Annotated in this window: 18 protein-coding genes; 9 read left to right on the top strand and 9 right to left on the bottom strand. The window is 70.5% G+C overall.

Annotated features, from left to right (window positions below; all coding sequences use genetic code 11):
* Position 1: 1 nt before the first annotated feature.
* From P3T27_RS19645 to P3T27_RS19630, 4 genes are all read right to left on the bottom strand, one after another.
* Positions 2 to 874: an aminoglycoside phosphotransferase gene (locus P3T27_RS19645; protein WP_280680376.1), complete on the bottom strand. Its 873-nt coding sequence runs from the start codon at positions 872 to 874 to the stop codon at positions 2 to 4.
* A gap of 4 nt (positions 875 to 878) precedes the next feature.
* Entirely contained in the window at positions 879 to 1,073 is a 195-nt protein-coding gene (locus P3T27_RS19640; RefSeq protein WP_280680374.1) for a ferredoxin, read from the bottom strand.
* A 23-nt stretch (positions 1,074 to 1,096) separates the two neighbouring features.
* Positions 1,097 to 2,302: a cytochrome P450 gene (locus P3T27_RS19635; protein WP_280680372.1), complete on the bottom strand. Its 1,206-nt coding sequence runs from the start codon at positions 2,300 to 2,302 to the stop codon at positions 1,097 to 1,099.
* 286 nt (positions 2,303 to 2,588) lie between these two features.
* Positions 2,589 to 3,347, bottom strand: a complete 759-nt coding sequence (locus tag P3T27_RS19630) for a class I SAM-dependent methyltransferase (RefSeq protein WP_280680369.1) — start codon at positions 3,345 to 3,347, stop codon at positions 2,589 to 2,591.
* Between the two features lie 240 nt (positions 3,348 to 3,587).
* Here P3T27_RS19630 and P3T27_RS19625 point away from each other — a divergent pair, with 240 nt between their 5' ends.
* The 6 genes from P3T27_RS19625 (at position 3,588) to P3T27_RS19600 (ending at position 10,336) form a co-directional block, all read left to right on the top strand.
* Positions 3,588 to 4,493, top strand: a complete 906-nt coding sequence (locus P3T27_RS19625; RefSeq protein ID WP_280680366.1) for a CoA ester lyase — start codon at positions 3,588 to 3,590, stop codon at positions 4,491 to 4,493.
* Complete coding sequence (locus P3T27_RS19620; protein WP_280680364.1) at positions 4,490 to 5,320, top strand: cyclase family protein; 831 nt, start codon at positions 4,490 to 4,492, stop codon at positions 5,318 to 5,320. The genes P3T27_RS19625 and P3T27_RS19620 overlap by 4 nt, the downstream gene beginning before the upstream one ends.
* 8 nt (positions 5,321 to 5,328) lie before the next feature.
* Positions 5,329 to 6,504 carry a cytochrome P450 gene (locus P3T27_RS19615; protein WP_280680362.1) on the top strand — a complete coding sequence of 392 codons (1,176 nt, stop codon included), beginning with the start codon at positions 5,329 to 5,331 and terminating at the stop codon, positions 6,502 to 6,504.
* 156 nt (positions 6,505 to 6,660) lie between these two features.
* Entirely contained in the window at positions 6,661 to 7,494 is an 834-nt protein-coding gene (locus P3T27_RS19610) for a CoA ester lyase (RefSeq protein WP_280680360.1), read from the top strand.
* Complete coding sequence (locus P3T27_RS19605) at positions 7,491 to 8,903, top strand: MmgE/PrpD family protein (RefSeq protein WP_280680358.1); 1,413 nt, start codon at positions 7,491 to 7,493, stop codon at positions 8,901 to 8,903. Before P3T27_RS19610 ends, P3T27_RS19605 begins: the two co-directional genes overlap by 4 nt.
* Positions 8,904 to 9,073: 170 nt before the next feature.
* Positions 9,074 to 10,336 (top strand): MFS transporter, encoded by a 1,263-nt coding sequence (locus P3T27_RS19600; protein ID WP_280680356.1) that lies wholly within the window; start codon positions 9,074 to 9,076, stop codon positions 10,334 to 10,336.
* A gap of 76 nt (positions 10,337 to 10,412) precedes the next feature.
* Here P3T27_RS19600 and P3T27_RS19595 read toward each other — a convergent pair whose 3' ends face one another.
* Positions 10,413 to 11,312, bottom strand: coding sequence for a nuclear transport factor 2 family protein (locus P3T27_RS19595; RefSeq protein ID WP_280680354.1), 900 nt, complete (start codon positions 11,310 to 11,312; stop codon positions 10,413 to 10,415).
* Positions 11,313 to 12,276: 964 nt separating this feature from the next.
* On the opposite strand from P3T27_RS19595, the gene P3T27_RS19590 reads away from it, so the two are divergent.
* Positions 12,277 to 13,272: a TauD/TfdA family dioxygenase gene (locus P3T27_RS19590; protein ID WP_280680352.1), complete on the top strand. Its 996-nt coding sequence runs from the start codon at positions 12,277 to 12,279 to the stop codon at positions 13,270 to 13,272.
* A gap of 323 nt (positions 13,273 to 13,595) precedes the next feature.
* Here P3T27_RS19590 and P3T27_RS19585 read toward each other — a convergent pair whose 3' ends face one another.
* Both P3T27_RS19585 and P3T27_RS19580 read right to left on the bottom strand, forming a co-directional pair.
* On the bottom strand, positions 13,596 to 14,369 hold the full coding sequence (locus P3T27_RS19585; protein WP_280680350.1) for an alpha/beta fold hydrolase: 774 nt from the start codon (positions 14,367 to 14,369) through the stop codon (positions 13,596 to 13,598).
* A gap of 36 nt (positions 14,370 to 14,405) precedes the next feature.
* Positions 14,406 to 15,530 (bottom strand): cytochrome P450, encoded by a 1,125-nt coding sequence (locus tag P3T27_RS19580; protein ID WP_280680348.1) that lies wholly within the window; start codon positions 15,528 to 15,530, stop codon positions 14,406 to 14,408.
* 374 nt (positions 15,531 to 15,904) lie between these two features.
* Here P3T27_RS19580 and P3T27_RS19575 point away from each other — a divergent pair, with 374 nt between their 5' ends.
* Positions 15,905 to 16,714 (top strand): class I SAM-dependent methyltransferase, encoded by an 810-nt coding sequence (locus P3T27_RS19575; protein ID WP_348534114.1) that lies wholly within the window; start codon positions 15,905 to 15,907, stop codon positions 16,712 to 16,714.
* A 75-nt stretch (positions 16,715 to 16,789) separates the two neighbouring features.
* Here the strand turns inward: P3T27_RS19575 and P3T27_RS19570 are convergent, their stop codons facing one another.
* Entirely contained in the window at positions 16,790 to 18,277 is a 1,488-nt protein-coding gene (locus P3T27_RS19570; RefSeq protein WP_280680346.1) for an MFS transporter, read from the bottom strand.
* A 79-nt stretch (positions 18,278 to 18,356) separates the two neighbouring features.
* Entirely contained in the window at positions 18,357 to 18,563 is a 207-nt protein-coding gene (locus tag P3T27_RS19565; protein ID WP_280680344.1) for a ferredoxin, read from the bottom strand.
* A 400-nt stretch (positions 18,564 to 18,963) separates the two neighbouring features.
* On the opposite strand from P3T27_RS19565, the gene P3T27_RS19560 reads away from it, so the two are divergent.
* Positions 18,964 to 23,666 (top strand): type I polyketide synthase (locus P3T27_RS19560; protein WP_280680342.1); only part of this gene is annotated, 4,703 nt, incomplete at its 3' end.

Here is a 23,666-nt window from a genome sequence, read left to right as displayed (position 1 = left end):
CTCACTGACCTGCCGGGCCGGCGGACCGGCGGTATGCCGCCCATCGCGCGCTCGCGTCGCGGAGCTCGCCGGTCATGCGGTTCGGATGGTGGACCGCGACGTACTGCCAGTACCTGGCCAGCACGCCCGCGAAGGCGTCGAGCACGCCGGGCTCCGCGGACCGCCAGGCGGGGACCCGGGCGGCCCACTGTTCCGCTGTGCGCGGCGAGTTGCCGGCGTAGACGAGCCACACGACCCAGCAGGCCGGGTCGATCCACGCCGCGCCCCGGATGGCGGTGGCCCAGTCGACCAGGCGGGCCTGCCCGGACGGCGTGACGAGCACGTTCGTGTGGTGCCAGTCGGTGTGCAGCAGGGTGTCCCCGTGCAGCATCCGGGCCGACGCCGGGTCGTCCAGGTACGGCGCCCAACGCTGCTCGGCCCGGGGAACCGGGGCGTCCTGGCCGGCGACCGCGCCGAGTTCCGCCATCACGTCGACCACCAGCGGCAGGTCGCGGGATCCGGCGTGGTAATCGGCGCGGCGGCCCTCCAGGTACTCGAAGCCGAGCACGTCCCAGCCGTCCGTCTCGATGCGCCACAGCAGTTGCGGCCCGAGCGGAACGACGAACGGGTTGACCGCCACTTCGCAGCCCTGGGCGAGCGCCGCCGGGTGGTCCGTGCGCAGCCCTTTGACGAACACGCGGTCCCGGCCGCTCCACACGGTGGCCGCGACGTGGCTGCTGTAGCCGTCCCGTGCCGGCTGAACCCGCTCGACGGGTCCGACGTTCGACTCGATCGCGGCGACGACGGCCGCGGGCAGGTCCTCCCAACTGCCTCTCAGGGAGACGGCGCTGGGTGACAGGTCGGCGAGATCGCCGGCTACGGGCTCCACGGTCATCCTGTTATTCCGAGTCCAACGAAATGGCCAGCGCCGGGCAGGTGTAAGCCGCCTGGTGCACGTCTTCCGAGTCCTCCTCGGATGCCGTGCCCTCCAGGACGATGGCGATTCCGTCCTCGTCCTGGTCGAACCAATCGGGCGCGGCCAGGACACACTGGCCGGAACCGATACATTTTTCCCTGTCCAGATTGATGCGCACGAAGCCTCTCCCCGCGTCGACGGTCACCACTTCACCGGAAGTTCATTCACCCCGTAGATGGCCAGATCGAGTTTGTACGAGATCTGGTCCACCGGGATCGCGAGTTCGAGGGTCGGAATGCGCCGGTAGAGCGTTCCGTACACCACCTGTAGCAGAACCCGCGAGAGCTGCTGTCCGAGGCACTGGTGCACACCGAACCCGAAAGCGAGATGATGCCGGGCGTCACGGTGCAGATCGAGTGCGTCGGGATCCCCGTCGAATGCCCGCGGATCGTGGTTCGCCGTGTCGGTCGCGACGATGATGCCCTCGCCCTTGCGGATGAGCACACCGCCGACCTCCAGGTCCTCCTTGGCCACCCGGCGCCTGCCCAGGTGCGCGACGCTGAGGTAGCGCAGCAGCTCCTCGACGGCGTTCGCGATGAACACCGGATCGCGCGATTCCCGGACGAGCTCAAGCTGGTCGGGGTGGGTCAGCAGGGCCATCGTCCCGAGCGTGGTCATGTGTGCGGTCGCGCCGTGTCCGGCGGCCATCACCAGCAGGGCGGTGGCGACGATCTCCTCGTCGGGCAGTTCGCCGGCACGCACCAGGTGCCCGATCACGCCGTCGCTCGGATCGGTGTGGGCCTGCTGCACGAGCGAACTCAGCAACGCGCGCATGTCCTCGACGACCCGGGCGTGCACCGAGTCGGGCGAACCGGGCACCGCCATGATCCTGCCGAGCGCGGCGAACCGCTCGCCCTCGCTGTGGTGCACGCCGAGGACTTCGCAGATCGCCTTGGACGACATCGGCACGGCGAGGTCGGCGAACAGGTCCGCGGTGTTCCCGGCGGCGAGCATGGCGTCGACCAGCTCGTCCATGGTCCGCTGGAAGACCGGGCGCAGGGCCTCCGCCTTCCGGTTCGAGAAGTCCGCGGTGACCATGCGCCGCAGGTACGCGTGCTCCGGGTCGTCGACGGTGGGCATGGAGCGGTTGCGGGTGTGGAACGCCTTCGCCTGCGGAGCCGCGAACGTGTATCCCGGCAGCCTCTGGTCGGAGCTGGCCCGTGGATCGGTCAGCACCTCCCGGGCCTCGGCGTACCCGGTGATCAGCCAGGGGGTGCTGCCGTCCCAGATCCGCACCCGGGATACCGGGGCGGTTTTGGCGAGTTCACGGAGTTTCACCGGCAGATCGAGCGGGCACCCGGGCGTCCGGTCCATCGGATAAAATGGATCCTCGAGCTGGGTTGACATGCCTTCAGTTTCACCCAGCCGGTGGATATGCGTAAAGTGAACCTTGGTACATCACACTTTTTCTCACACGAAGGTTTACCCGCGGATTCACGACACGCGGCACCCGAACCCGACCAGAAGCGCATTTCCCACGGCTCGGGCGCACATTCCGACACGGTCGCGCCGGCACCGGAAAAACACCCCGTGAAATGACCTCAGGAAACGGCGCGCAGAATTAAATGGCGGCGGCTGCGGACACCCGTTCGCCGGATGTCCGCAGCCGCCGCCAGAATTCCTCGGATATCCGCTACTCGCCCGCCCCGCGCAGCTCCGCCCGGGTCACCGTGAGACGGATCGGCAGATCGAACTCGCCCTTCTGCGTGTCCGGGTGCTCGTCCAGGTGCCGGCGAATGCGGCCCAGCAGTTCACCGCGCTCCTGCTCCGGCAGCGCCAGGACGGGGGAGAGGGTCCCCATCCGGGCGACCATCGAGTCGGTGGTGCAGCGCTGGCCGTGCCGGAAGTCGGCGTGCTCCAGGTCGGTGAACAGCGGGTGCTGCCGCAGCCGGTCGGTGGGCGACGTCGTGCTGTCCCAGCCGAAGATCCGCGCCAGCCCGGCGATCCAGTCGACGCGCGCGTCGTCGTCGTTCCACAGTGCGGCGACCACCCCGCCCGGGCGCAGCACCCGAGCGATCTCCGGGAAGGCCTTCTCCTGGTCGAACCAGTGGAAGGCGTTGCCGGCCAGGACCGCGTCGACCGACGCGTCGGGCAGCGGGATGCTCTCCGCCGATCCGATGTGAGCCTCGACCCCGGGGTGGTTGCGGACCAGCTCGTCCCGCATGCGCGCGTCGGGCTCCACGGCGACCACCGCGATCCCGGCGGCCCGCAGCCCCTTGGTCAGCTGACCGGTCCCCGCGCCCAGGTCGAGGACCGTCAGCTGCGGCCGGTCCGCGACCGGCACGAGCGCCCACTCGATGGCCTCGCGCGGGTAATCCGGCCGGTGCTCGGTGTACCCGGCCGCGTTCGACCCGAACGACGTCCCCTGCTGCTCATCGCCCGAATTACTCATGAACCATCCCATTCACCGCATTCGCGCATTGTGCGCACCCACTTGCCGACGACTCGGCACGACAGCCTTGAGTCCTACCACACGGGATGATCCAGGTGAAGTGGACTTTGGTACACAATTTTTGCCCTGCACCAAGGTCCACTTACTCCCCCGACGCATCCTGCGTAAAAATTATTCGACATTTAAAGGATTTTGAATGTCGAATTTTGACGCCGCCACGATACCCGCCTTGGGGGTGTAGTGCAACTTTCCAAACCACACCATTCCACAGGGCAGTCCGCGAGCACCCGCTCACTGTTCCTGAGCTACCTCTACGTACCAGGTCACCACCTGAAGCGAATCGGAAGCGCATATTCCTCCGACGCTGACGCAGTCGTGCTCGACCTGGAGGACGGCGTACCGGATTCGAAAAAGCAATACGCTCGCGAGCTGGTTTCCGATGTCGTCTCGGGCGCCGTCGCCAAGCCGACGTTCGTGCGGGTGAACTCCGTCGCGAGCGGACTGTGCACCGATGACGTGCTCGCCGTCGCCGGCCCCGCGCTGAGCGGGCTGCGGCTGCCGAAGGTGCGCGGCCTCGACGATCTGGCCCACGTCACGGGGCTGCTCGCCGAGCTCGGCCATCCGGCCGGCGTCCAGCTCCTCATCGAATCGGCCGCCGCGCTGGAGGTCGCCTACCCGCTCGCCGCGGCGTCGCCCGCCGTGACGATGCTGGGGCTGGGTGAATCGGATCTCCGGGTGAACCTGGGCTGCGAACTGGACGGACGGACGATGGACGCCGCCCGCATCCGGGTGATCACGGCCTCCCGCGCGGCGGGACTGCCGAGTCCCTGCCAGAGCGTCTACGCCGAGGTGCGCGACCCCGAGGGCCTGCGCGACAGCTGCCTGCACGGCAAGCGGCTCGGCTTCCTGGGGCGCATGGCCATTCACCCCGGCCAACTGCCGATCATCCACCAGGTCTACCGGCCGACGCCCGACGAGATCGCCGAGGCGGTCGACATCTGCGAGGCGGCCGACCGTGCCGACCAGCAGGACACCTCGGTCGTGGTGTCGGACCGTCAACGGCTGGTCGCACCACCGATCGTCGCCAACGCGCGCCGGGTACTCGAACTGGCTCACGCGCTGGAACTCCTCCCGGACGTGTCATGACCGAATCCTCCGCCACCCCCGACCGCCTGCTCGCCGCACTGTCGAGCGGAGTGGAGGTCGTGGACCTGGCCCAACCCCTGGCGAACGGGATGCCGTGCTCGCCGAACCATCCGGGGTTCCGCATGGCGCTGGCGCGACGGCACGGCGACGCGGTCCGCTCCGACGGCGGTTCGTCGGCCAGCGAGATCATCACCACCGGCGGTCACGTCGGCACCCACATCGACGCCCTCTCCCACGTCTCCCAGGACGGCCTCCTGCACGGTGGCCGGGACAGCGCCGAGGCCCAGCGCGGTGGTGCGTTCTCCGTGCACGGCATCGACACCGTCGAACCGATGGTGTGCCGGGCGACCTTCCTCGACATCGCGGCGCTCCACGGCACGGACTGCCTGCCCGCGGGCCACGGCATCACCGCCGCGGAGCTGGCCGCCGCGGCGCGGCAGGCCGGGGTCGAGCCGGGGGCGGGCGAGGTCTGCCTGATCAACACCGGCTGGAGCCGCTGGTGGAGCGACCCGCAGGCCTACCTCGGGTTCGACACCGGCGTCCCCGGAATCACCCCGGACGCCGCACGGTGGCTGGTGGAGCGGGGAATCCGCGCCGCGGGCACCGACACCACGGCCTTCGAGCAGATCCCGGCCGGACGCGGTCACACGATCATGCCGGTACACCGGATCATGCTCGTCGACGCCGGCATCCACATCGTGGAGAACATGCGGTTCGACGGACTCGCCGGTCGTGCCGCAGTGGAATTCGGCTTCGTACTGGCGCCGCTGCGGATCGTCGGCGGCACCGGATCCCCCGTCCGCCCCCTCGCACTCCTGAGCAGGTGAGCACGACCATGCCCTACGAGAACGATTTCGACCTGTTCTCCCCGCCCGTCGCGGAGAACCCCTTCACGGTGTACGACGACATGCGCGGCGGCTGTCCGGTGGCACACAGCGAGAAGCACGGCGGCTACTGGATCGCGGCGAGCTACCAAGCGGTCGACGACGTGGCCAAGGACCCCGAGCTGTTCTCCTCGGTCTCGATCAGCGTGCCCAAGAACGCCTTCGGCGACGACCTCGCCGAACGGCCGCCGATCACCCTGGACCCGCCGCGGCACGGCGCGTTCCGACGCACGCTGCTCCCCGCCTTCAGCCCCCGGCAGATCAAGGCGCTGGAGCCGTCGGTCCGCGAACACGCCCGCGAACTGCTGGCGGGGATCACGGGCCGGGACCGCTGCGACGCCGCGGCCGAGTACGCCAAGAGGATCCCGTCGCGCTTCATGGCGCGGATGATCGGCTGCGACGACGACCGTCAGGACGAGTTCGCCGAGCAGATGCGCGCCCTCCTCGAGGCCAACGAGATGGAGGAGATCCAGGCCGCGATGGCGCAGACCCAGCCGTTCCTCGACGACCTGATCGAGCAGCGGCGCCGGGAGCCCGGCGAGGACCTGGTGAGCTGCGTGCTGTCCGCCGAGATCGACGGCCGCAAACTGACCGGCCCCGAGCTGATCGGGTCCCTGGTGCTGATCATCACCGCGGGCATCGACACCACGTGGAGCGCCCTCGGCAGCAGTCTGTGGCACCTGGCCCGTCACCCGGAGGACCGCAAGCGGCTCGTGGCCGAGCCCGAGCTGATCCCCACCGCCGTCGAGGAGTTCCTGCGCGCCTTCTCCCCCGTCCAGATCGCCCGTGTGGTCACCCGGGACACCGAGTTCCACGGTGCGCAGCTCAGCGCGGGTGATTCCATCCTGCTGGGGATGCCGTCGGCCAACCGGGACAGCGCGGAGTTCCCGTCCGCGGACCGGGTCGACATCGGCCGGGAGGTCAACCGTCACCTGGCCTTCGGGGTCGGCATCCACCGGTGCATCGGTTCCTCCATGGCCCGGATGGAGATGCGCATCGCCCTGGAGGAATGGCTTCGTGCGATCCCGGAGTTCACGCTCGCACCCGGCGACGCCGTGAAGTGGTCGACCGGGCACGTCTGGGGGCCGCGCCGGCTGGACCTGCTGCTCGGAGCGGCCGAGGCGTAAGGAAGGCGAGGACCGGGATCGCCTCCGGAGATCCACGTTGCCCGACGCCGGGCAACGCCGCCCCGGCCGGTCGGCGCGCGGGCATCGACGACGGGGACGGGTGCTCGGCGGTCGCGAAAGGCCGCTGAGCACCGGACGTCCCCCTGGGGAGTGGTGATGATGGAACCGATTCGCAGCTGGCTCTACGTTCCCGCCCACCGGATCGATCTGCTCGGCAAGGCCATGGCCGGGCAGACCGACGCCGTTGTGCTGGACCTGGAGGACGCGGTGCCCGCGGACGCGAAGCGGCTTGCCCGCGACCAGGTGATCGAGGCCCTGACGGAGCACTGGCCCAAGCCGGTCTGGGTGCGCGTCAACTCGCTCGAGTCACCGTGGGGTGAGGCCGATCTGGCGGCCCTGACCGGAACCGCCGCGGCCGGACTTCGACTGCCCAAGGTCGAGGATCCGGAGCTCGTCCGGGCAGCGGCGGTGGAGACCGGTCTGCCCGTGCACGCGATCATCGAATCGGCACTGGGCGTGGAGAACGCGTACCGGATCGCCACTGCCCACTCCGGTGTCGCCCTGCTCTCCCTCGGTGAGGCCGACCTCATGGCGGATCTCCGGCTCGGCGACATCGGCGCACTGGACTGGGCACGCCAGCGCATCGTCAACGCCGCCCGAGCCGCGGGGCTGCCCAGTCCGCCGCTGTCCGCCTGGACTGACGTCGCGGACGTGGCCGGCCTCAGCGCTGACACCCTCGCCGCCGGAAAGCGCGGCTTCTTCGGCCGATCGGTCCTGCATCCCACACAGGTGAGCGTGGTGAACCGGATCTTCACACCGGATCCCGACGAGGTGGCCGCGGCCCTGGCACGCCTTGCCGACCAGGTGGGGCGGGGCGCCGCCGCGTGGCTCGACGACCAGGGCCGGTTCGTCGACGCCGCGCTCCTGGCCAACGCGAGGTGGCTGGTCGACCTCGCCGATGCGCTCGCCCGAAGGGAGGCCGGCGCATGACCCCCACTCCCGCGCAACGGCTGGCACAGCTGGCCCACACCACCGCCCACACCGGTCTGCCCCGGGATTTCCGCGAGGAGATGGCCGGGCGGGTCCTGGACCTCCTCGGGAACAGCCTCGCCGCCGTGCCGACCGGTGTCGCCGCGGCGGTGGCCGCCATGGCCGGATCCTGGGGCGGTGCACCGCAGGCCACGGCGATCGCGGCCGACCGGCGGCTGCCCGCTCCCGCGGCAGCGCTGGTCAACGGAACGCTCGCGCACGGCCTGGACTTCGACGACACCCACCTGCCCTCGGTGCTGCACCCGTCCGCGGCGGTGCTGCCGGCCGCGCTCGCCGTCGCCGAGACCGTGGGGGCGTCCGGCGCAGCGCTGCTCGACGCCGCCGCGATCGGCGTCGAGGTCACCTGCCGGCTCGGCATGGCCGGGTACGACCCGGCGGCGAACAACTCGATCTTCTTCGACCGCGGCCTGCACGCCACCGCGATCTGCGGCACGGTCGGCGCCGCCGTCGCCGCCGGAATGCTGTACGGGCTCGACGAGGAGGAACTGACCTCGGTCATCGGCATCGCCTGCAGCATGGGCTCCGGGATCATCGAGGCGAACCGGACCGGTGGCACCGTCAAGCGCACGCACTGCGGCTGGTCGGCCCATGCCGGGGTCGTCGCCGCCGAGCTGGCCCGGCACGGGATCACCGGGCCGACGACGGCGCTGGAGGGACGGTTCGGCTTCCTCACCGCGTTCTGCGGTGATCGCGCCGACGCCGGCCAGCTCACCGACGGTCTCGGGACGCGCTGGGAGGCCCGACGACTGTTCGTCAAGCCCTACCCGTGCAACCACTTCACCCATGCCGGCATCGACGCCGCCCTGCGGCTGCGGGCGAAGGGGGTCGATCCGGGCGCCGTCACGGCACTCACCCTCGGGGTTCCGGCGCCGGTCGTGCACACCATCGGGGAACCCCACGCGGCCAAGATCCGGCCGCGATCGGGGTACCACGGCGCGTTCAGCGGTCCGTTCACGATCGCGGCGGCGCTGCTGGGCGGAGGCGGGCTGGGCGTGTCCCATGCGGACTTCACCGATGCCGCCGTGCGGTCGGCGGACCGGCTGGCCCTTGCCGAGAAGGTCCGGGTGGTCCCGGACGCGCGGTGCACCAGCATCTTTCCGCACCAGTTCCCCGCGGTGCTGACGGCCGAACTCGTCGACGGCTCCCGGCACGTCGAACGGGTCGAGGTGAACCGGGGCGGCCCGGAGAACCCGCTCACGCCCGCGGAACTGATCACCAAGTTTCGGATCAACGCCGAACGGACGATCTCCCCCGTGCAGGCCGAGCAGGTCGCCGAACTGACGGCCGGACTGCCGAGCGCACCGGATCTCACCGCGCTGACCACGGCCCTGCGCAGCCGGCCGGTCTGATCACCGGGTCGCGCGCCGCCCAACTGACGGTTCACCCTCCGCCGAAGACACAACGCATGGTTGGGGTTCCCTGTCTGATCGGTTGTTTGCTCCTCCTTCCGCAGCCTTGATTTGATGCCCGGAGATCCCGCGGCGACGGCCGCCACGGGAAGGAGAGGGCACGAGGCTCCATGACGAAACGATCCCTGGGCCGGCCGTTCGGCTGGCTGTGGGCGTCTTATGCGGTGAGTGCCTACGGGTCCGGGTTGGGGTTCGGCGCGTTCCCGCTGATCGCCGTGCTGGCGCTGCACGCCAGCACCTCGGAGGTGTCCGCGCTCTCCGCGGTGGCGCCGACCGTGGGCGCGCTGATCGCGGTGCCGCTCGCGCCCTGGGTGGAGTACCACCGCAAGCGGCCGGTCATGATCGCCATGAACCTGACCCGGTGCGCGGTCATCCTGACCGTCCCGGTGTGCTACGCCTTCGGCTGGCTCAGTTTCGCCCAACTGCTCATCACCTCGGCCATCGTCGCCGCCGCCAAGATCGCCTTCAACTCGGCCAGCGGCGCCTACCTCCAGACCATCGTCCGGCCGGAGCACCTGCTCGTGGCGAACGCGCGGTTCGAGTCCACGAACTGGAGCTCCATCGCGATCGGGCCGCCGCTGGGCGGCGCGGCGATCGGCATCTTCGGACCGGTCGCCACCGTCGTCGCCGACGCGGCCGGCTACCTGCTCTCCGCGCTCGGCATCACCGCGATCCGCGGCCGGGAGGAGCCCCCGCACAGGTCCGGCGGGAAACAGCTGCGCTCCGGCGACCTGCTGGACGGCTGGCGGCACATCATGGCCCATCCCGGTCTGCGCGCGCTCTTCCTCAACAACATGCTCGTCTCCGGGCTCATCATGGCCACCGAGCCGCTGCTGGCCGTGATCCTGCTGCGCGACCTCGGGTTCGCCCCCTGGCAGTACGGCCTCGCCTTCGCCGCCCCCTGCGTCGGCGGGCTGATCGGCTCCCGGCTGGCGCCCCGTGTCGTGGCCCGGTACGGCCAGCACCGCGTCCTGCGCGTCGCCGGCACCCTGCGTGTGGTCTGGCTGATCGGCCTCGTCCTCGTCCGCCCCGGTACCGTCGGCCTCGTGACGGTGATCGCCGTGGAGCTGGCGATCATCCTGAACATGAGTCTCTTCACGCCGGTGGTCGCCACCTACCGGCTCGAACACACTCCCCCACAACGCGTCGCCCGTACGCTCTCGGCATGGTTGATCGGCCAGCAGGCGGGGATCGCGGTCTTCACCGCGCTGGCCGGGCTGCTCGCCGACGCCACCAGCCCGCGCATCGCGCTCGCGGTCGCCGGACTCGCCATCCTCACCAGCCCGCTCCTCCTGCCCCGAAAGCCGGACACTCCGCCGGCGACGGCCGTCGAACAGGACGGCCAGGTGGCGAATCTGACGCATCGTCAGTAGGCGCCACGAGCCCGTGGCCCGCCACCGGACCGGAGGCGGGCCACGCGCAGGACCCCCGGCGGGATCCGGGGAGGGGTCAGAACATGGTGTTGTTGTTGGCGGAGGTGGCCGGGATGTTCTCTATGACGTCCCAGTGCTCGATGATCTTCAGCTCTCCGTTCGCCTGCTTCTCCACGCGGAAGATGCCCATGATCGCCTGCCCGCTGTCCTCGGGGTGGAGGCGGTAGCGGAAGTGCACGGCGACATAGTCCCGGTCGGCGATGGTGCGCTTCAGATCCGCGGTCACGTTCGGGAACTGTCGGAAGAACTCGGCGAATCCCTCGCGCATGCCGACCGTTCCGTTGGGAACGGAGGGGTTGTGCTGGTAGTACTCCGGCATGAGGTAGCTGACGGCGTCGGGGTTCTTCTCGACGAGGAGCGTGTTGAAGTAGTCGAGGACGACCTTCTGGCTGAGGGGCGTCTCCCAGCAGGGCCCGCTCGGCTGGTTCGTGTTCGGGTTGCTGACCGTGCCGAACATGTCGTTGCCGTTGACCGTGGTCGCCGGCACGCCCTCGCGGGTGTCCCAGTGCTCGGCGATCCTGCCGTTCCCGTCGAAACGGAAGATGTCCATCACGTCGTCGCCGCGGGTCCCGGGCTCCTGGATGGGATTGGAGTGCACCAGGACCAGGTCGCCCTGGGCGAGGACCCGCTTGACGTTGTACGTGAGCCCCGGGTAGCGCGCGTGCAGGTCACGGGCGAGGCCCTTGAGCGCGTCGCGGCCGTCGGGGACGGTGGGGCTGTGCTGGATGAAGTCGGCGCGGACATGCTGGTCCGCGACCTTGACGTCGCCCTTCTCGAAGAGCTGGGTGAGGACGTCGACGGCGATGCGCTTGTTGCGCTCCAGGGCGACACTTGAACGCTGGACGTCAACGGCGGTCAGACCGTCGCGGGACGGCGCGGAGACGGTGGCGGCGGAAGCCGGCGTGATTCCGGACACCGTCGCGAAGCTCGCTGCGGCCAGCAGAGCGACAGCGGTTCTCCGGGCCAGCGAAGTCGTTCTCGGCATGACGATCTCAATCTCTGGAATGAGGAAACGGTTGGGCGTACCTCGGCTGATCGGGTGCGCTTCAGGACGCGACGGATCCCGGCGGCGGTTTCCCCCCAACCGGCGGGATCCAGCCGAAGTTCGGTGCGTAGCAGCGTAGTCGGCAAGCTGGCCGAATGGAGCGTTTGTGCGAAAGACGTCGACGGTAAACTCCGCCGAGCTCGGACCCGACGGACCGTCCCCACCCGAACGAACGGCCCACCGTCGGCATTTCCGCTGATGGGAGTCACCGCACAGCGGGAGCGAGCCGCCGGAAAATCCCGGGCCCGCGATCCCGTCTCTCGCGAACTCCGGCTCGGTGGCGCCCTTCTGAGCCCGACCCAGCCGCTACTCCTCGCTTGACGGGTACCTGTTCAAGCCAGACCGGACGACCGTCTTCCCCCTGCCCGGGACCGCTCCCGCTCGGCGCCCCTCCGACCGATGTCACCGCACGTCACATGTACGAAGGTTCCATTCCCGCCGTATCCCCGGACGCCGTACGCTGTGGTTTTGTACGGTGAATTCCATAGGGCGGGAATATGGAGGTCACCGGCTCAACGCGGGAAGGCGCACCGGCTCCGGTTCGGACGCGCGCGCAGCGATTCCCCGGCCTCCGGGGAACTCACTGTCCGCAGAGAAGAACCGAATTCGGTTCCCGACATCGCATTCTGCATCCCTTGACTTCGGCGGCCAGGAGCGGGACCTCGCTTCGGCTGCGCGTCGACACCTCGGAATCTCCGCCGACCGGGTCTGGGTGCCACCGCGATCTCCCAGCCGAAGGCCGGTGTGGGCGTCCGTCCGGGCGACAGTGCCGTCCCGCTCTACAGCGCGGCAGCGGAGACCCGTCTCGCCGCCACACTCACGGAGGTACCGCAGAATGACTGGCATCACCGTCAACCCTGCCGCCGGGCGCATCGGCGCCGAGATCGAGGGCGTGGACATCTCCCGCCCGCTCGACGCCGACCAGATCAGCACCATCCAGCAGGCGCTTGACGAGTGGAAGGTCGTGATCTTCCGGAACCAGCAGCTCGACCACGCGACGCAGATCGCGTTCGGCCGCCAGTTCGGCGAGCTGACCTACGGTCACCCCCACCACGAGCCGCCCAAGGACGCGCCGGAGATCTACACGATCCAGCACCGCCGCTTCGAGAAGCAGCTCGGCGGCGACGCCACCCGGGAGCTGCGCAAGTACGCCTACGCCGGCAACAACGGCTGGCACTCCGACCTCACCCCGTTCATCAACCCGCCGGCCGGTGCCATCCTCCGTGCCGAGGTGCTGCCGAACTACGGCGGCGACACCCAGTACACGAACCTGGTGGCCGCCTACGATGGCCTGTCCGAGCCGTTCAAGGAGTTCGTGGACGGGCTGCGCGCGGAGCACCGGTACGGCGCCAACTGGTCCGGCATGCCGCAGCCCAGCGTGGCCGGCTTCCAGAAGCGCGTCGAGGAGAACGCCCTCGTCTCCCACCACCCGCTCGTCCGGGTGCACCCGCGGACCGGGCAGAAGGCCCTGTTCGTGAACCCGATCTACACCGACCACATCGTCGGCCTGTCGCCCATCGAGAGCCGCCTCGTCCTCGGCTACCTCTTCGACGAGATCGCCCGTCCCGAGTACACCGTGCGGTTCCGCTGGGCCCCGGGCAGCGTCATCTTCTGGGACAACCGGGCCACCTGCCACATCCCGCCGCGCGACCTCGACCACCTCGACGTGGAGCGGGTGCTGCACCGGGTCACGCTGGTCGGCGAGGTGCCGGTGGGCCCGGACGGCCGTGAGTCGGAGGCGCTCGAAGGTCCCCGCCTCGGGTCGGAGCCGGTGTTCAACTCGACGTTCTTCGACCGTCGGGACCGGGCGGCCAAGGAACAGATGGCCTGAGCCGGGGTCGGACCACCCGACCCGAACGACCGCCCGCCCGCCGGCATCGCTGATGCCGGCGCGGTCACCGTGACGGTACGCCTGCTGCCCCTGTCGGTCTCCCGGCAGGGGCAGCGGCATGTGGCGACGCGGCTGGGCGCCCGGGTGTTCCGGTCACGCCCCGGGCGCGGACTCCGGCCCCGCCGACCGTTCAGGCCACGTCCCTGGCGACCGGGAACCGGTCCCGTCGGGGCCGGGGCCGTGGGGGTTCACCCTCGGCCGATCCGCACAGCGCAAGGAGCCGCGGGCCGTTGTCGGCCCGCGGCTCCTGTCGTACCGTCCCGTCAGCGGTCCGCCGGCGCGTCGGCCAGCACGTCCCCGATCCGCCTGATCAGCCGGGGTGCCTGCTCGGTGAGGTAGAAGTGGCCACCGGGGAACACCTCCAGGGCGAAAGCACCGCTCGTGTGCTCCTGCCACGCCCGGACGTCGTCCACCGGCGCCTTGGGGTCGTCGTCGCCCACCAGTGCCGTCACCGCACAGCTCACCCGGTGCACCCGCTCCGGGCGGTACAGCTCGGCCGCCCGGTAGTCACTGCGGATCGCGGGCAACACCATGCGAAGCACCTCGTCGTCACCGAGGACCCGGCTGTCCGTGCCGGCCAGTTGCCTGACGTCGCGGAGCAGCGCCTCGTCGCCCCGGTGGTGCACGTCGTCCTCCGGCCGGAACCGGGACGGCGCCCGGCGACCCGACGCGAACAGCATCACCGGAACGATCCCGGCCCGCTGCTCCAGCAGGCCGGCCAGTTCGAACGCCAGCGACGCACCCATGCTGTGCCCGAAGAGGGCCAGCGGCCGGTCGGTCCACTCCCCGACGAGCAACGGCAGCAGCCGGTCCGCCAGTTCGGGGATGTTGTCGATGCAGGGTTCCAGCCGCCGGTCCTGACGGCCGGGGTACTGCGCGGCGAGCACCTCGATCCGCGGCGAGAGGGCCCGGGAGACCGGGAAGTAGAAGCTTGCCGAGCCTCCCGCGTGCGGCAGGCAGAGCAGCCGTACCCGCGCTTCGTCGGCCGGGTGGTAGCGGCGGATCCACAGATCCCGGTCCGCACCGCGCGTGGTCACGTGGGGCACTCCGGTTCGGGTCGGGTCGGACACGCCTCAGACGTCCCAGGTGATGGGCAGCGCCCGCAGTCCCTTGAGCAGCATCCCGCTCGTGTAGGCGAGCTCGTCGACCGGTACGGCCAGGCGCAGCCCGGGGAACTCGCGGAGCAACGCGGTGTAGGCCACCTCCAGCTCCAGCCGGGCGAGTTGGGCGCCCAGGCAGCGGTGCGGGCCGTGCCCGAACGCCACGTGGTCGTCGGCGTTGGCCCGACCGAGGTCGAACCGGTCCGGCTCCGGGAAGGCCCGCGGGTCCAGGTTGGCGGCGGTGGGGCTGGCGAGGATCACGCTCTGGGCGGGAATGGTGAAACCGCCCAGCTCGACCTCGGTCGTCGTCACCAGGTGCAGGCCCTCCTGCGGATCGGTGGTCGGGCTCAGGACCACGTACCGCAGCACCTCGTCGATGACGGAGGGCACCAACGAGGGGTCGGCGCGCACCGCCGCGAACTGGTCCGGGTGGTCCAGCAGGGCCACCAGGCCCTTGCCCAGCATGTTGGCGGTCGTCTCGTGCCCGGCGACCAGCACGCCGAAGACGATCTGGACGACCTCCTCCGCGTTCAGCCGGCCCTCCACGTCGCGCGCGGTGACCAGGTCCCGCAACAGGCTGCCCTCCGGGCAGCGGTGCGCGTCGGCGGCCAGGTCGCCGATGTACGCGACCAGCGCCCGCCGGGCCGCCATCGCCTGCTCCGGCGGGTAGGCGTTGGTCGAGGTGATCTGTTCCGACCACGGGCGGAACAGGTGCCGGTCCTCGAAGGGCACGCCCAGGATCTCGCAGATCACCGCGACCGGCAGCGGGAAGCACAGGGCGGCGCTGAGGTCCGCGGGGGGCCCGGAGTCATGTACCCCGGCGAGCAGTTCGCCGGTGAGCTGTTCGACCCGCGGCCGCAGCGCGCGGATCCGCCGGACGCTGAACGCCGATGCCACGGCCTGGCGCAGCCGGGTGTGCTCGGGCGGGTCGAGGTCGTGCATCCCGGGCCGGGAGAAGACCGCGGCACGGCCGGTCACCGAGCCCCGGCGGTGCGCCTCGGCCCGGCTGAACCGGGGGTCGGACAGCACGGTCCGCACCTCCGCCATGCCGCTGATCAGCCAGGCCTTGCCGCCGTCCGCGGTGGTCACCTCCCGCACGGGGGCCTCCCTCCAGAACTCGCGGACCGACGTCGGCGCGGAGTATTCCTCTTCGCTTTCCGAACCCGGTACTACCTGGCTGGCTTCCGTCACCACTTACTCCCGGTCCACGTCGCTGGTTTTTCGAGGCGGGCCGCAGGACTCCGTCCGCATCCGGACATTCCGTCGTAATCTCGACCACGACCACGGCCGCCCCCGGCTTTGGACAATCTTCCTCGGATTCGTACAGGGACATTTCCGAAGCAGGGATCGCACCCTCCGGGGGAGGCACACACGGCGATCGTGCCCGCGCCGCGCGCAACGCACCAGTGGACCAAGGTGCAATGTACATCATGGAATGCAATTTGATATGAGTGAATTAGGCGTATAGTCGAATGCCCGATAGAGATGCGAGGAAATCAATGGACCGTCGGGAACGGGTAAAGCTGTACGACCAGATGGCGGATGCGTACGATCGATCACGGCCGAGCTATCCCGATGACATCATCGACGATATCCTGGGCGACTCCGCGGACACCCTTTCGGTGCTCGACGTGGGGTCCGGAACCGGAATCGCCTCGCGCCAGATGGCGAAGCGGGGCGCCCAGGTCCTCGGACTCGACATGAGCGTCGGGATGAGCACCGTCGCCGAACGGCACGGCATTTCCACCGAAGTCGTCCCGTTCGAGACCTGGGACCCGGCCGGCCGGGAGTTCGACCGGGTCACCTGCGCGCAGGCCTGGCACTGGATGGATCCGTTCAGCAGCGCGGCGAAGGCGGCTTCCGTGCTCCGGCCGGGCGGCCGGCTCTGCCTGTTCTGGAGTGCGGGGTTCCCTGCGGATGATCTCGCGGACGCCCTGGCGGACGCCTACCGGCGGGTCCTCCCGCCCGGCTCCCCCAAGCTGACCCTCGGTTACGCCGTGAGCCGGTCCAGCGACCTGCCGCTCGACTTCAGCGTGGTGACCGGGTCCCCCCGCGCGTTCCAGCACATGACGGAGGAGCCGGCCAGGTCGGTTCCGTGGAGTGCGACCTACACCCGGGACCAGTGGCTCGACGAGCTCTACACGCACACCGACCACACGGCGTTGCCGGCCGAGGTGCGGCAGAACCTGTTCGACGAGATCGGCAGCACCATCGACCGCTTCGGCGGAGCGTTCGACATGACGTTCGCCACCTACCTGTTCTCCGCCACGGCGCCCCGGTAGCCCTGCGGCCGGCCGGGTCGCCGTAGCGCCCGCAGGGCCCACGACCAGGTCGTGGGCCCTGCGGGTCGATCACTGCTAGGCGTTCGCCTGGACGTCCACCCGGGCGTCCGCCTGGGCCGTCTGCCGGCGTTCGCCGGGGATCGCGAGCGCCAGCACGGCGGCGACGACGGCAACCCCGGCGCAACCGAGCAGTGCCGTGCGGTATCCGGAGGCGAGCACGGTCTGCTTGCTTCCGGTGGCGCTCATGCTGACCGTCGCGGCGATGCTCGTGAACATCGCGACACCGATGGCGCTGCCGATCTGACGCGTCGTCGTGGCCACCCCCGAGTAGAGGCCCGCGCTGTCCTTGGGGGCTCCGGCGGTGGCCGTGATCGTCAGGCACGGCATGGTGAGACCCATGCCGAGGCACAACAGTTCCATCGGGAAGAAGATGGCGCCCCAGTAGTCACCGTGAACGGGCACGCGGGCGATCCACACGACACCGGCGGCGTACACCAGCAGCCCGACGATCAGCATCGGTCGCGCACCGATCCGCTTCACGAACCGTGCGGTCAGGATGGCGACGAGGAACGTGGTCAGACCGCCGGGGAGTTCGGCCAGTCCCGCCTCCTGCGGGTCGTAGCCCAGCACCTTCTGAATGTAGAGCACGACGAGGATGACCTGGGAGGCCATCGCGACGGTGGCCACGAACGACACCAGGTTCGCCATCGAGATCGTCCGCGAGCGGAAGATGCCCAGCGGCACCATCGGGTGCTTCGACCGCGACTCGATCAGCAGGAAGGCGACCAGGAAGACGATCGAGACGGCGAACGAGAGGATCGTGTGGGCGGACAGCCACGCGTGGTCCTTGAGACCGATGGTGGCGTACACGGCAGCGGTCACCGAGCTCACCACGCAGAGCGCTCCCGGCAGGTCCAGGGAAGGAATCCCGGCGCGCGCCGCCACCACCTGGCGCGTCAGCGTCCGGGTACCGAAGGCCAGCAGCACGCAGCCGATCGGCAGGCAGAAGAACAGGGTCGAACGCCAACCCCAGTGGTGGGTGAGCACACCGCCGAGCACCGCACCGGTGACCCCGCCGATGATGCTGGCCGCGCCCCAGATCGAGATCGCGCGGTTCCGCCGGTGCTTCTCCGGGTAGGCGGCGATGATCAAGCCGAGCGAGGACGGTAGCAGGATCGCGCTGCTGACTCCGTGCGACGCCCTCGCCGCCACCAGTTCCCAGCCGTTCTGCGCGAACCCGCCCAGCACGCTGCCGAAGGTGAACAGCCAGAGCCCCGCGAGGAAGACCTCCCGCCGGCCGAACAGGTCGCTGAGGCGACCGCTCAGCAGCAGCAGCCCGGCGAGCGCCAGGCTGTAGGAGTTCACGACCCACTGGAGTCCGCTGACATCCAGGCTGAGACTGCGCTGGATCGACGGCAGCGCGATACTCACGACCGAATTGTCGAATTGAACCATGAAGTACGCGACAGAGGATATCGCCGCGACGTACCACAGCGGGCCCCGGACCACGCTGTCCCGGACCTCTGATTCCGGTCTGTCGCCCGTCTTCTCCAGATTCGGCATCACACCGACCCCTTCCCGACACTGTCAGATTTGCTTCTTCGTCCCGACCGCCAGCCGGATCTCTCCACTCGCACGGCCATCACCGGATATCCACGGGGCGGAGAGTGATCGCTCGTTCCGGGCAATTGGCAACGCAGCGACGCGCGACCGGCTCCAGCTCCTCGGGCAGTGGCCCGGTCGACAGCAGCGTTCCGTAACCGAGGTCATTGCAGTCGAACAGCTCCGGAGCCAGGTCCATGCAGCGCAGATGCCCCTGGCACTTGTCGGTGTCCAGCTCAATGCGCACTCAGCACCCCCATGTCCATCGAATGCGCACGTGTGAAGACGCTCACGTCGGACTCCTCCGACGCACTCGGTCGATGTTGAAATTTGTTCTACGCGATATTTCGCGCAGGCGTCAAGTGAACCTTGGTACGAGACGATTCCCCAGGTCATCCGCCGTCCGTGTACCAAGGTTCACTTCACATATCAGAGTCGATTTTGTAGAAACAATAGGTGCGGGGCATAGTGCGCAGAGGCAATCCCGACCTTCGGCTCAGGTCGATCCGTGAATGGCACGAAACGCCGACCGCCCCGGTCCCGGCTACGCCGTCGAAATCACCGTTCATGCGGGCTCGCCCGCACGCCCGCTGACCGGTTCACGCACTCGGTCCGATGTGCGCGGTGCCCTATGAAGGAGGATGTGGATGTCGCTGCGCCACGAAGGTGACATCGCGGTGGTCGGCATCTCCTGCCGATTTCCCGGAGCGGACGGCCCCGGCGCCCTGTGGTCACTGCTGACGGCCGGGACCACCGTCGAGGCACCGCTGCCCGACGGACGCTGGGAGCCCGACGCCCTGGCGGGCCTGTCGGAGGCAGAGGCCCACGTCATCCGGCGCGGCGCGTTCCTGGACGATGTCGCCGGCTTCGATGCCGGATTCTTCCGGGTGCCGGCCCGGGAAGCCGCGATGATGGACCCTCAGCAGCGGCTGATGCTGGAGCTGAGCTGGGAGGCGCTTGAGGACGCCGGGCTCACCGGACGGTCGGTGGCGGGAAGCCGCACCGGCGTGTTCCTCGGCGTCGCCACGGACGACTACAGCACGCTCGTCCGTACCCGGGGCGCCGAGGCGATCACCGCGCACACGTTCACCGGCTCCCTGCGCTCGATCGTGGCCAACCGCGTGTCCTACTTCCTGAAGGCGAAGGGGCCCAGCCTCATCGTCGACGCCGGGCAGTCCTCGTCACTGGTCGCGGTCCACCTCGCCGCCGAGAGCCTGCGCCGCGGCGAATCCGACATCGCCATCGCCGGCGGTGTCGCACTTCGGCTGACCCCGCATCACGCCATCGCCGCCAACCGGCTCGGAGCCCTGTCGCCGGACGGGCGGTGCCACGTCTTCGACGCGCGCGCGAACGGGTTCGCCCAGGGTGAGGGCGGCGGCGCCGTCGTGCTGAAGCCGCTGGCGGCCGCACTCGCCGACGGCGACGACGTCTACTGCGTGATCCGCGGTAGCGCCGTCACCAACGACGGCGGCGGCGACCAGCTGGTGACACCGACCGCTGACGGCCAGGCGGAGACCATCCGGGCGGCGTACCGCCGGGCGCACGTGGACCCCGCGGCGGTCGTGCACGTCGAACTGCACGGAACGGGCACGCCGACGGGCGACCCGGTGGAGGCCACCGCGCTCGGCTCGGTGCTCGGCACGGCACGAGCGGCGGACGATCCACTGCGGGTCGGATCCATCAAGTCGAACATCGGTCATCTGGAGGCCGCGGCGGGCATCGCCGGCTTCATCAAGACCGCGCTGTGCGCGCGGGCTAAGACCCTCGTCCCCACCCCCGGGTTCCGGACCCCGAACCCGCGGATCGCGCTGGCGGAACTGAACCTCCGCGTGCAGACCTCGGTCGAGGCGGCGCCCGCCGACGCGGTGTACGGCGTCAGCTCCTTCGGCCTCGGGGGCACCAACTGCCACATCGCGGTAGCGGCGCCGCCGCAGCCGCGTCGGGACGAGCAGGGCCCGGGCGCAGGCCCGTCCCCGACGCCCGTGGTGCTCTCCGCCGCGGACGCCGGCGCGCTCCGTGCCCAGGCGGCACGGCTCGCGTCCGCCCTCGACGGCGACCCGGGCCTGCTCGACGTGGCGTGGTCGCTGGTCACCACGCGTTCGGAGTTCGAGCACCGCGCCGTCGTGCTCGGGACGGACCGCGCCGCCGTCGGCCCGGTGCGCGACGGGCTGGTCGCGATCGCGTCCGGGATGCCCTCGGGGTCGGTGGTGACCGGGCGGGCCTCGGGCACCGCCGGTCCGGTGTTCGTCTTCCCCGGCCAGGGGTCGCAGTGGGCCGGCATGGCCGCCGAACTGCTCGACAGCTCGCCCGTCTTCGCCGAATCGATCTCCCGGTGCGAGGATGCGCTGGCGCCGTTCGTGGACTGGTCGCTCGACCGGGTGCTGCGCGACGGGCGCCCCGCCGACCTGGAGCGGGTCGACGTGGTGCAGCCGGCCCTGTGGGCGGTGATGGTCGCACTGTCGGACGTGTGGGCCGCGCTGGGCGTCCGGCCGGCCGCGGTCGTCGGCCACTCCCAGGGCGAGATCGCCGCCGCGACCGTGGCGGGCATCCTGTCCCGTTCCGACGGGGCCCGGGTCGTGGCGCTGCGCAGCCTGATCATCGCCCGTCACCTCGCCGGCAAGGGCGGCATGGCGTCGGTCGCACTGCCGGCCGACGATCTGCGCGACCTCCTCGCCGGGTACCCCGAGGTCAGCCTGGCCGCGCTCAACGGTCCGCGGTCCACCGTGATCAGCGGCCCCTCCGAACCGCTTGAGCGGGTGCTCGCCCAGCTGGAGGGCGACGGAGTACGGGTACGCCGCGTGCCGGTCGACTACGCCTCGCACTCGGCCTCCGTCGACACCATCACCGACGAGCTGATCGAGGCCCTGGCCCCGATCGCTCCGCGCGAGGGCGAGCTCGCCTTCCATTCCACGGTGACGGGTACCGAGCTGGCGGGCACCGAACTCACCGCCGCGTACTGGTGCCGGAACCTGCGTCACACGGTGCGGTTCCATCCGACCGTCGAGGCGCTGATGGGCCGCCACGAGGTGTTCATCGAACCGAGCCCGCATCCGGTGCTCACCGTGCACGTCCAGGACGCCGCCGACCGGTCCGGGGCGGCGGTCACCGCGATCGGGACGCTGCGCCGCGACGACGGCTCGCTCGCGCGGCTGACGGCCTCGGTCGCGGAGGCCTGGACCGCGGGGACGACCGTCGACTGGACCACGCTGTTCGACGGCACCGGCGCACGCCGGGTGCCCGTGCCGACCTATCCGTTCCAGCGCGTTCGGCACTGGCTCGACACCGTGGACGCGCAGGCGGCCGGCGCGGAGTCCGCGCTGGCGCTGCGGTTGCGGCAGGAGGGCGACGCGGATCTGCGCGAGGTCCTGCTCGACCTGGTGCGCAGGCACACCGCGGTGGTGCTGGGCCTGGACACCCCGGCGGAGGTCGAGGACACGACGCCGTTCCGGGAGCAGCGGCTGACCTCGGTCGGCGGCGCGGAGGTGTGTGCCGGCCTGGCCAAGGCCACTGGCCTGGCGCTGCCCGCGACGGCGGTGTTCGACCATCCGACGCCCGTCGCGTTGGCCGAGCACCTGGCGCAGCGCATGCGGGGCACGACGGTCACCGAGCCGGTGCGGGTCCACCGGCCGGCGACGCGCGACGACGATCCGGTGGTGGTCGTCGGGCTCTCCTGCCGTCTTCCCGGTGGTGTGTCGACGCCGGAACAGTTGTGGCAGCTGCTCCTCGACGACCGCGACGTGGTCGGGGCGTTCCCTGCCGACCGCGGCTGGGACCCGGACCTGATGACCGCTTCGGCGACGTCCCGGGGCGGGTTCCTCTACGACGTGGCCGACTTCGACGCGGCGTTCTTCGGCATCTCCCCGCGCGAGGCGCAGGCGATGGACCCGCAGCAGCGGCTGCTGCTGGAGACCTCGTGGGAGGCGCTCGAACGGGCCGGGATCGATCCCCGGGGCCTGCGCGGCAGCGCCACCGGGGTGTTCGTCGGCGCGATGGCCCAGGACTACGGCCCGCGGCTGCACGAACCCTCGGACGGGACCGACGGGTACCGGCTGACCGGTGCCACGACGAGTGTCGCGTCGGGCCGGGTGGCCTACGCCCTGGGGCTGGAGGGCCCCGCCGTCACGATCGACACCGCCTGCTCCTCCTCCCTGGTCGCGGTGCACCTGGCCGCCGAGGCGGTGCGGCGCGGCGAGTGCGGCATGGCGCTGGCGGGCGGCGTCACGGTCATGTCCACCCCCGGCATCTTCGTGGAGTTCAGCCGACAGGGCGGGCTCTCCCCCGACGGCCGCTGCAAGGCGTTCTCCGCCGGCGCGGACGGGACCGGCTGGGGCGAGGGCGTCGGCCTGCTCGTCCTGGAACGACTCTCGGATGCCCGGCGCCTGGGCCACCCGGTCCTCGCGGTGCTGCGCGGCTCGGCCGTCAACCAGGACGGCGCCTCCAACGGCCTCACCGCCCCCAACGGCCCCTCCCAACAACGCGTCATCCGCCAGGCCCTCGCCAACGCGGGGCTGCGGCCCTGGGAGGTGGACGCCGTCGAAGCCCACGGCACCGGCACCCGCCTCGGCGACCCCATCGAAGCGCAGGCGCTGCTGGCCACCTACGGACAGGACCGCGAACAGCCGCTCTGGCTCGGCTCGGTGAAGTCCAACATCGGCCACACCCAGGCCGCCGCCGGCGCCGCCGGCATCATCAAGATGATCCTCGCCATGCAGCACGGGATCCTCCCGCGCACCCTCCACGTCGACGAACCCACCCCGCACGTCGACTGGACCGCCGGCGCCGTCTCCCTCCTCACCGAACAGCAGCCCTGGCCCGCCCACGACCGCCCCCGCAGCGCCGCCGTCTCCTCCTTCGGCATCAGCGGCACCAACGCCCACGTCATCCTCGAACAACCCCCCACCGACACCCGGAACCAGGTGACGGAGGAACAGCACCTCGACGCCCCGTGGCTGCTGTCGGCCCTCGACGAGCGCGCGCTGCGGGATCAGGCACGGCGCCTGCGCGAACAGCTGAACGCGCAACCGGACGCGGATCCCGCTGATGTGGGCTACACGCTCGCGGTGGCCCGGGACCACTTCGGGGTCCGGGCCGGGGTCTTCGGTGCGAGCGTCGCGGAACGCACCGAGGCGTTGGCAGCGCTCGCCGACGGCACGGCGCATCCCGCCGTCGTCCGCGACACCGCCGCCGCTCCGGGCAAGGTGGTGTTCGTGTTCCCCGGACAGGGCTCGCAGTGGCCCGGCATGGGAGCCGAACTCCTCGGCACCTCCGCGGTGTTCACCCAATGGATCGACCGCTGCGAGCAAGCCCTCGCCCCGTTCGTCGACTGGTCACTCACCGACGTCCTACGCGA

This window comes from Kitasatospora sp. MAA19 (assembly GCF_029894125.1).
Classification (GTDB): domain Bacteria; phylum Actinomycetota; class Actinomycetes; order Streptomycetales; family Streptomycetaceae; genus Kitasatospora.
This window is presented reverse-complemented; position numbering and strand designations above follow the sequence as displayed.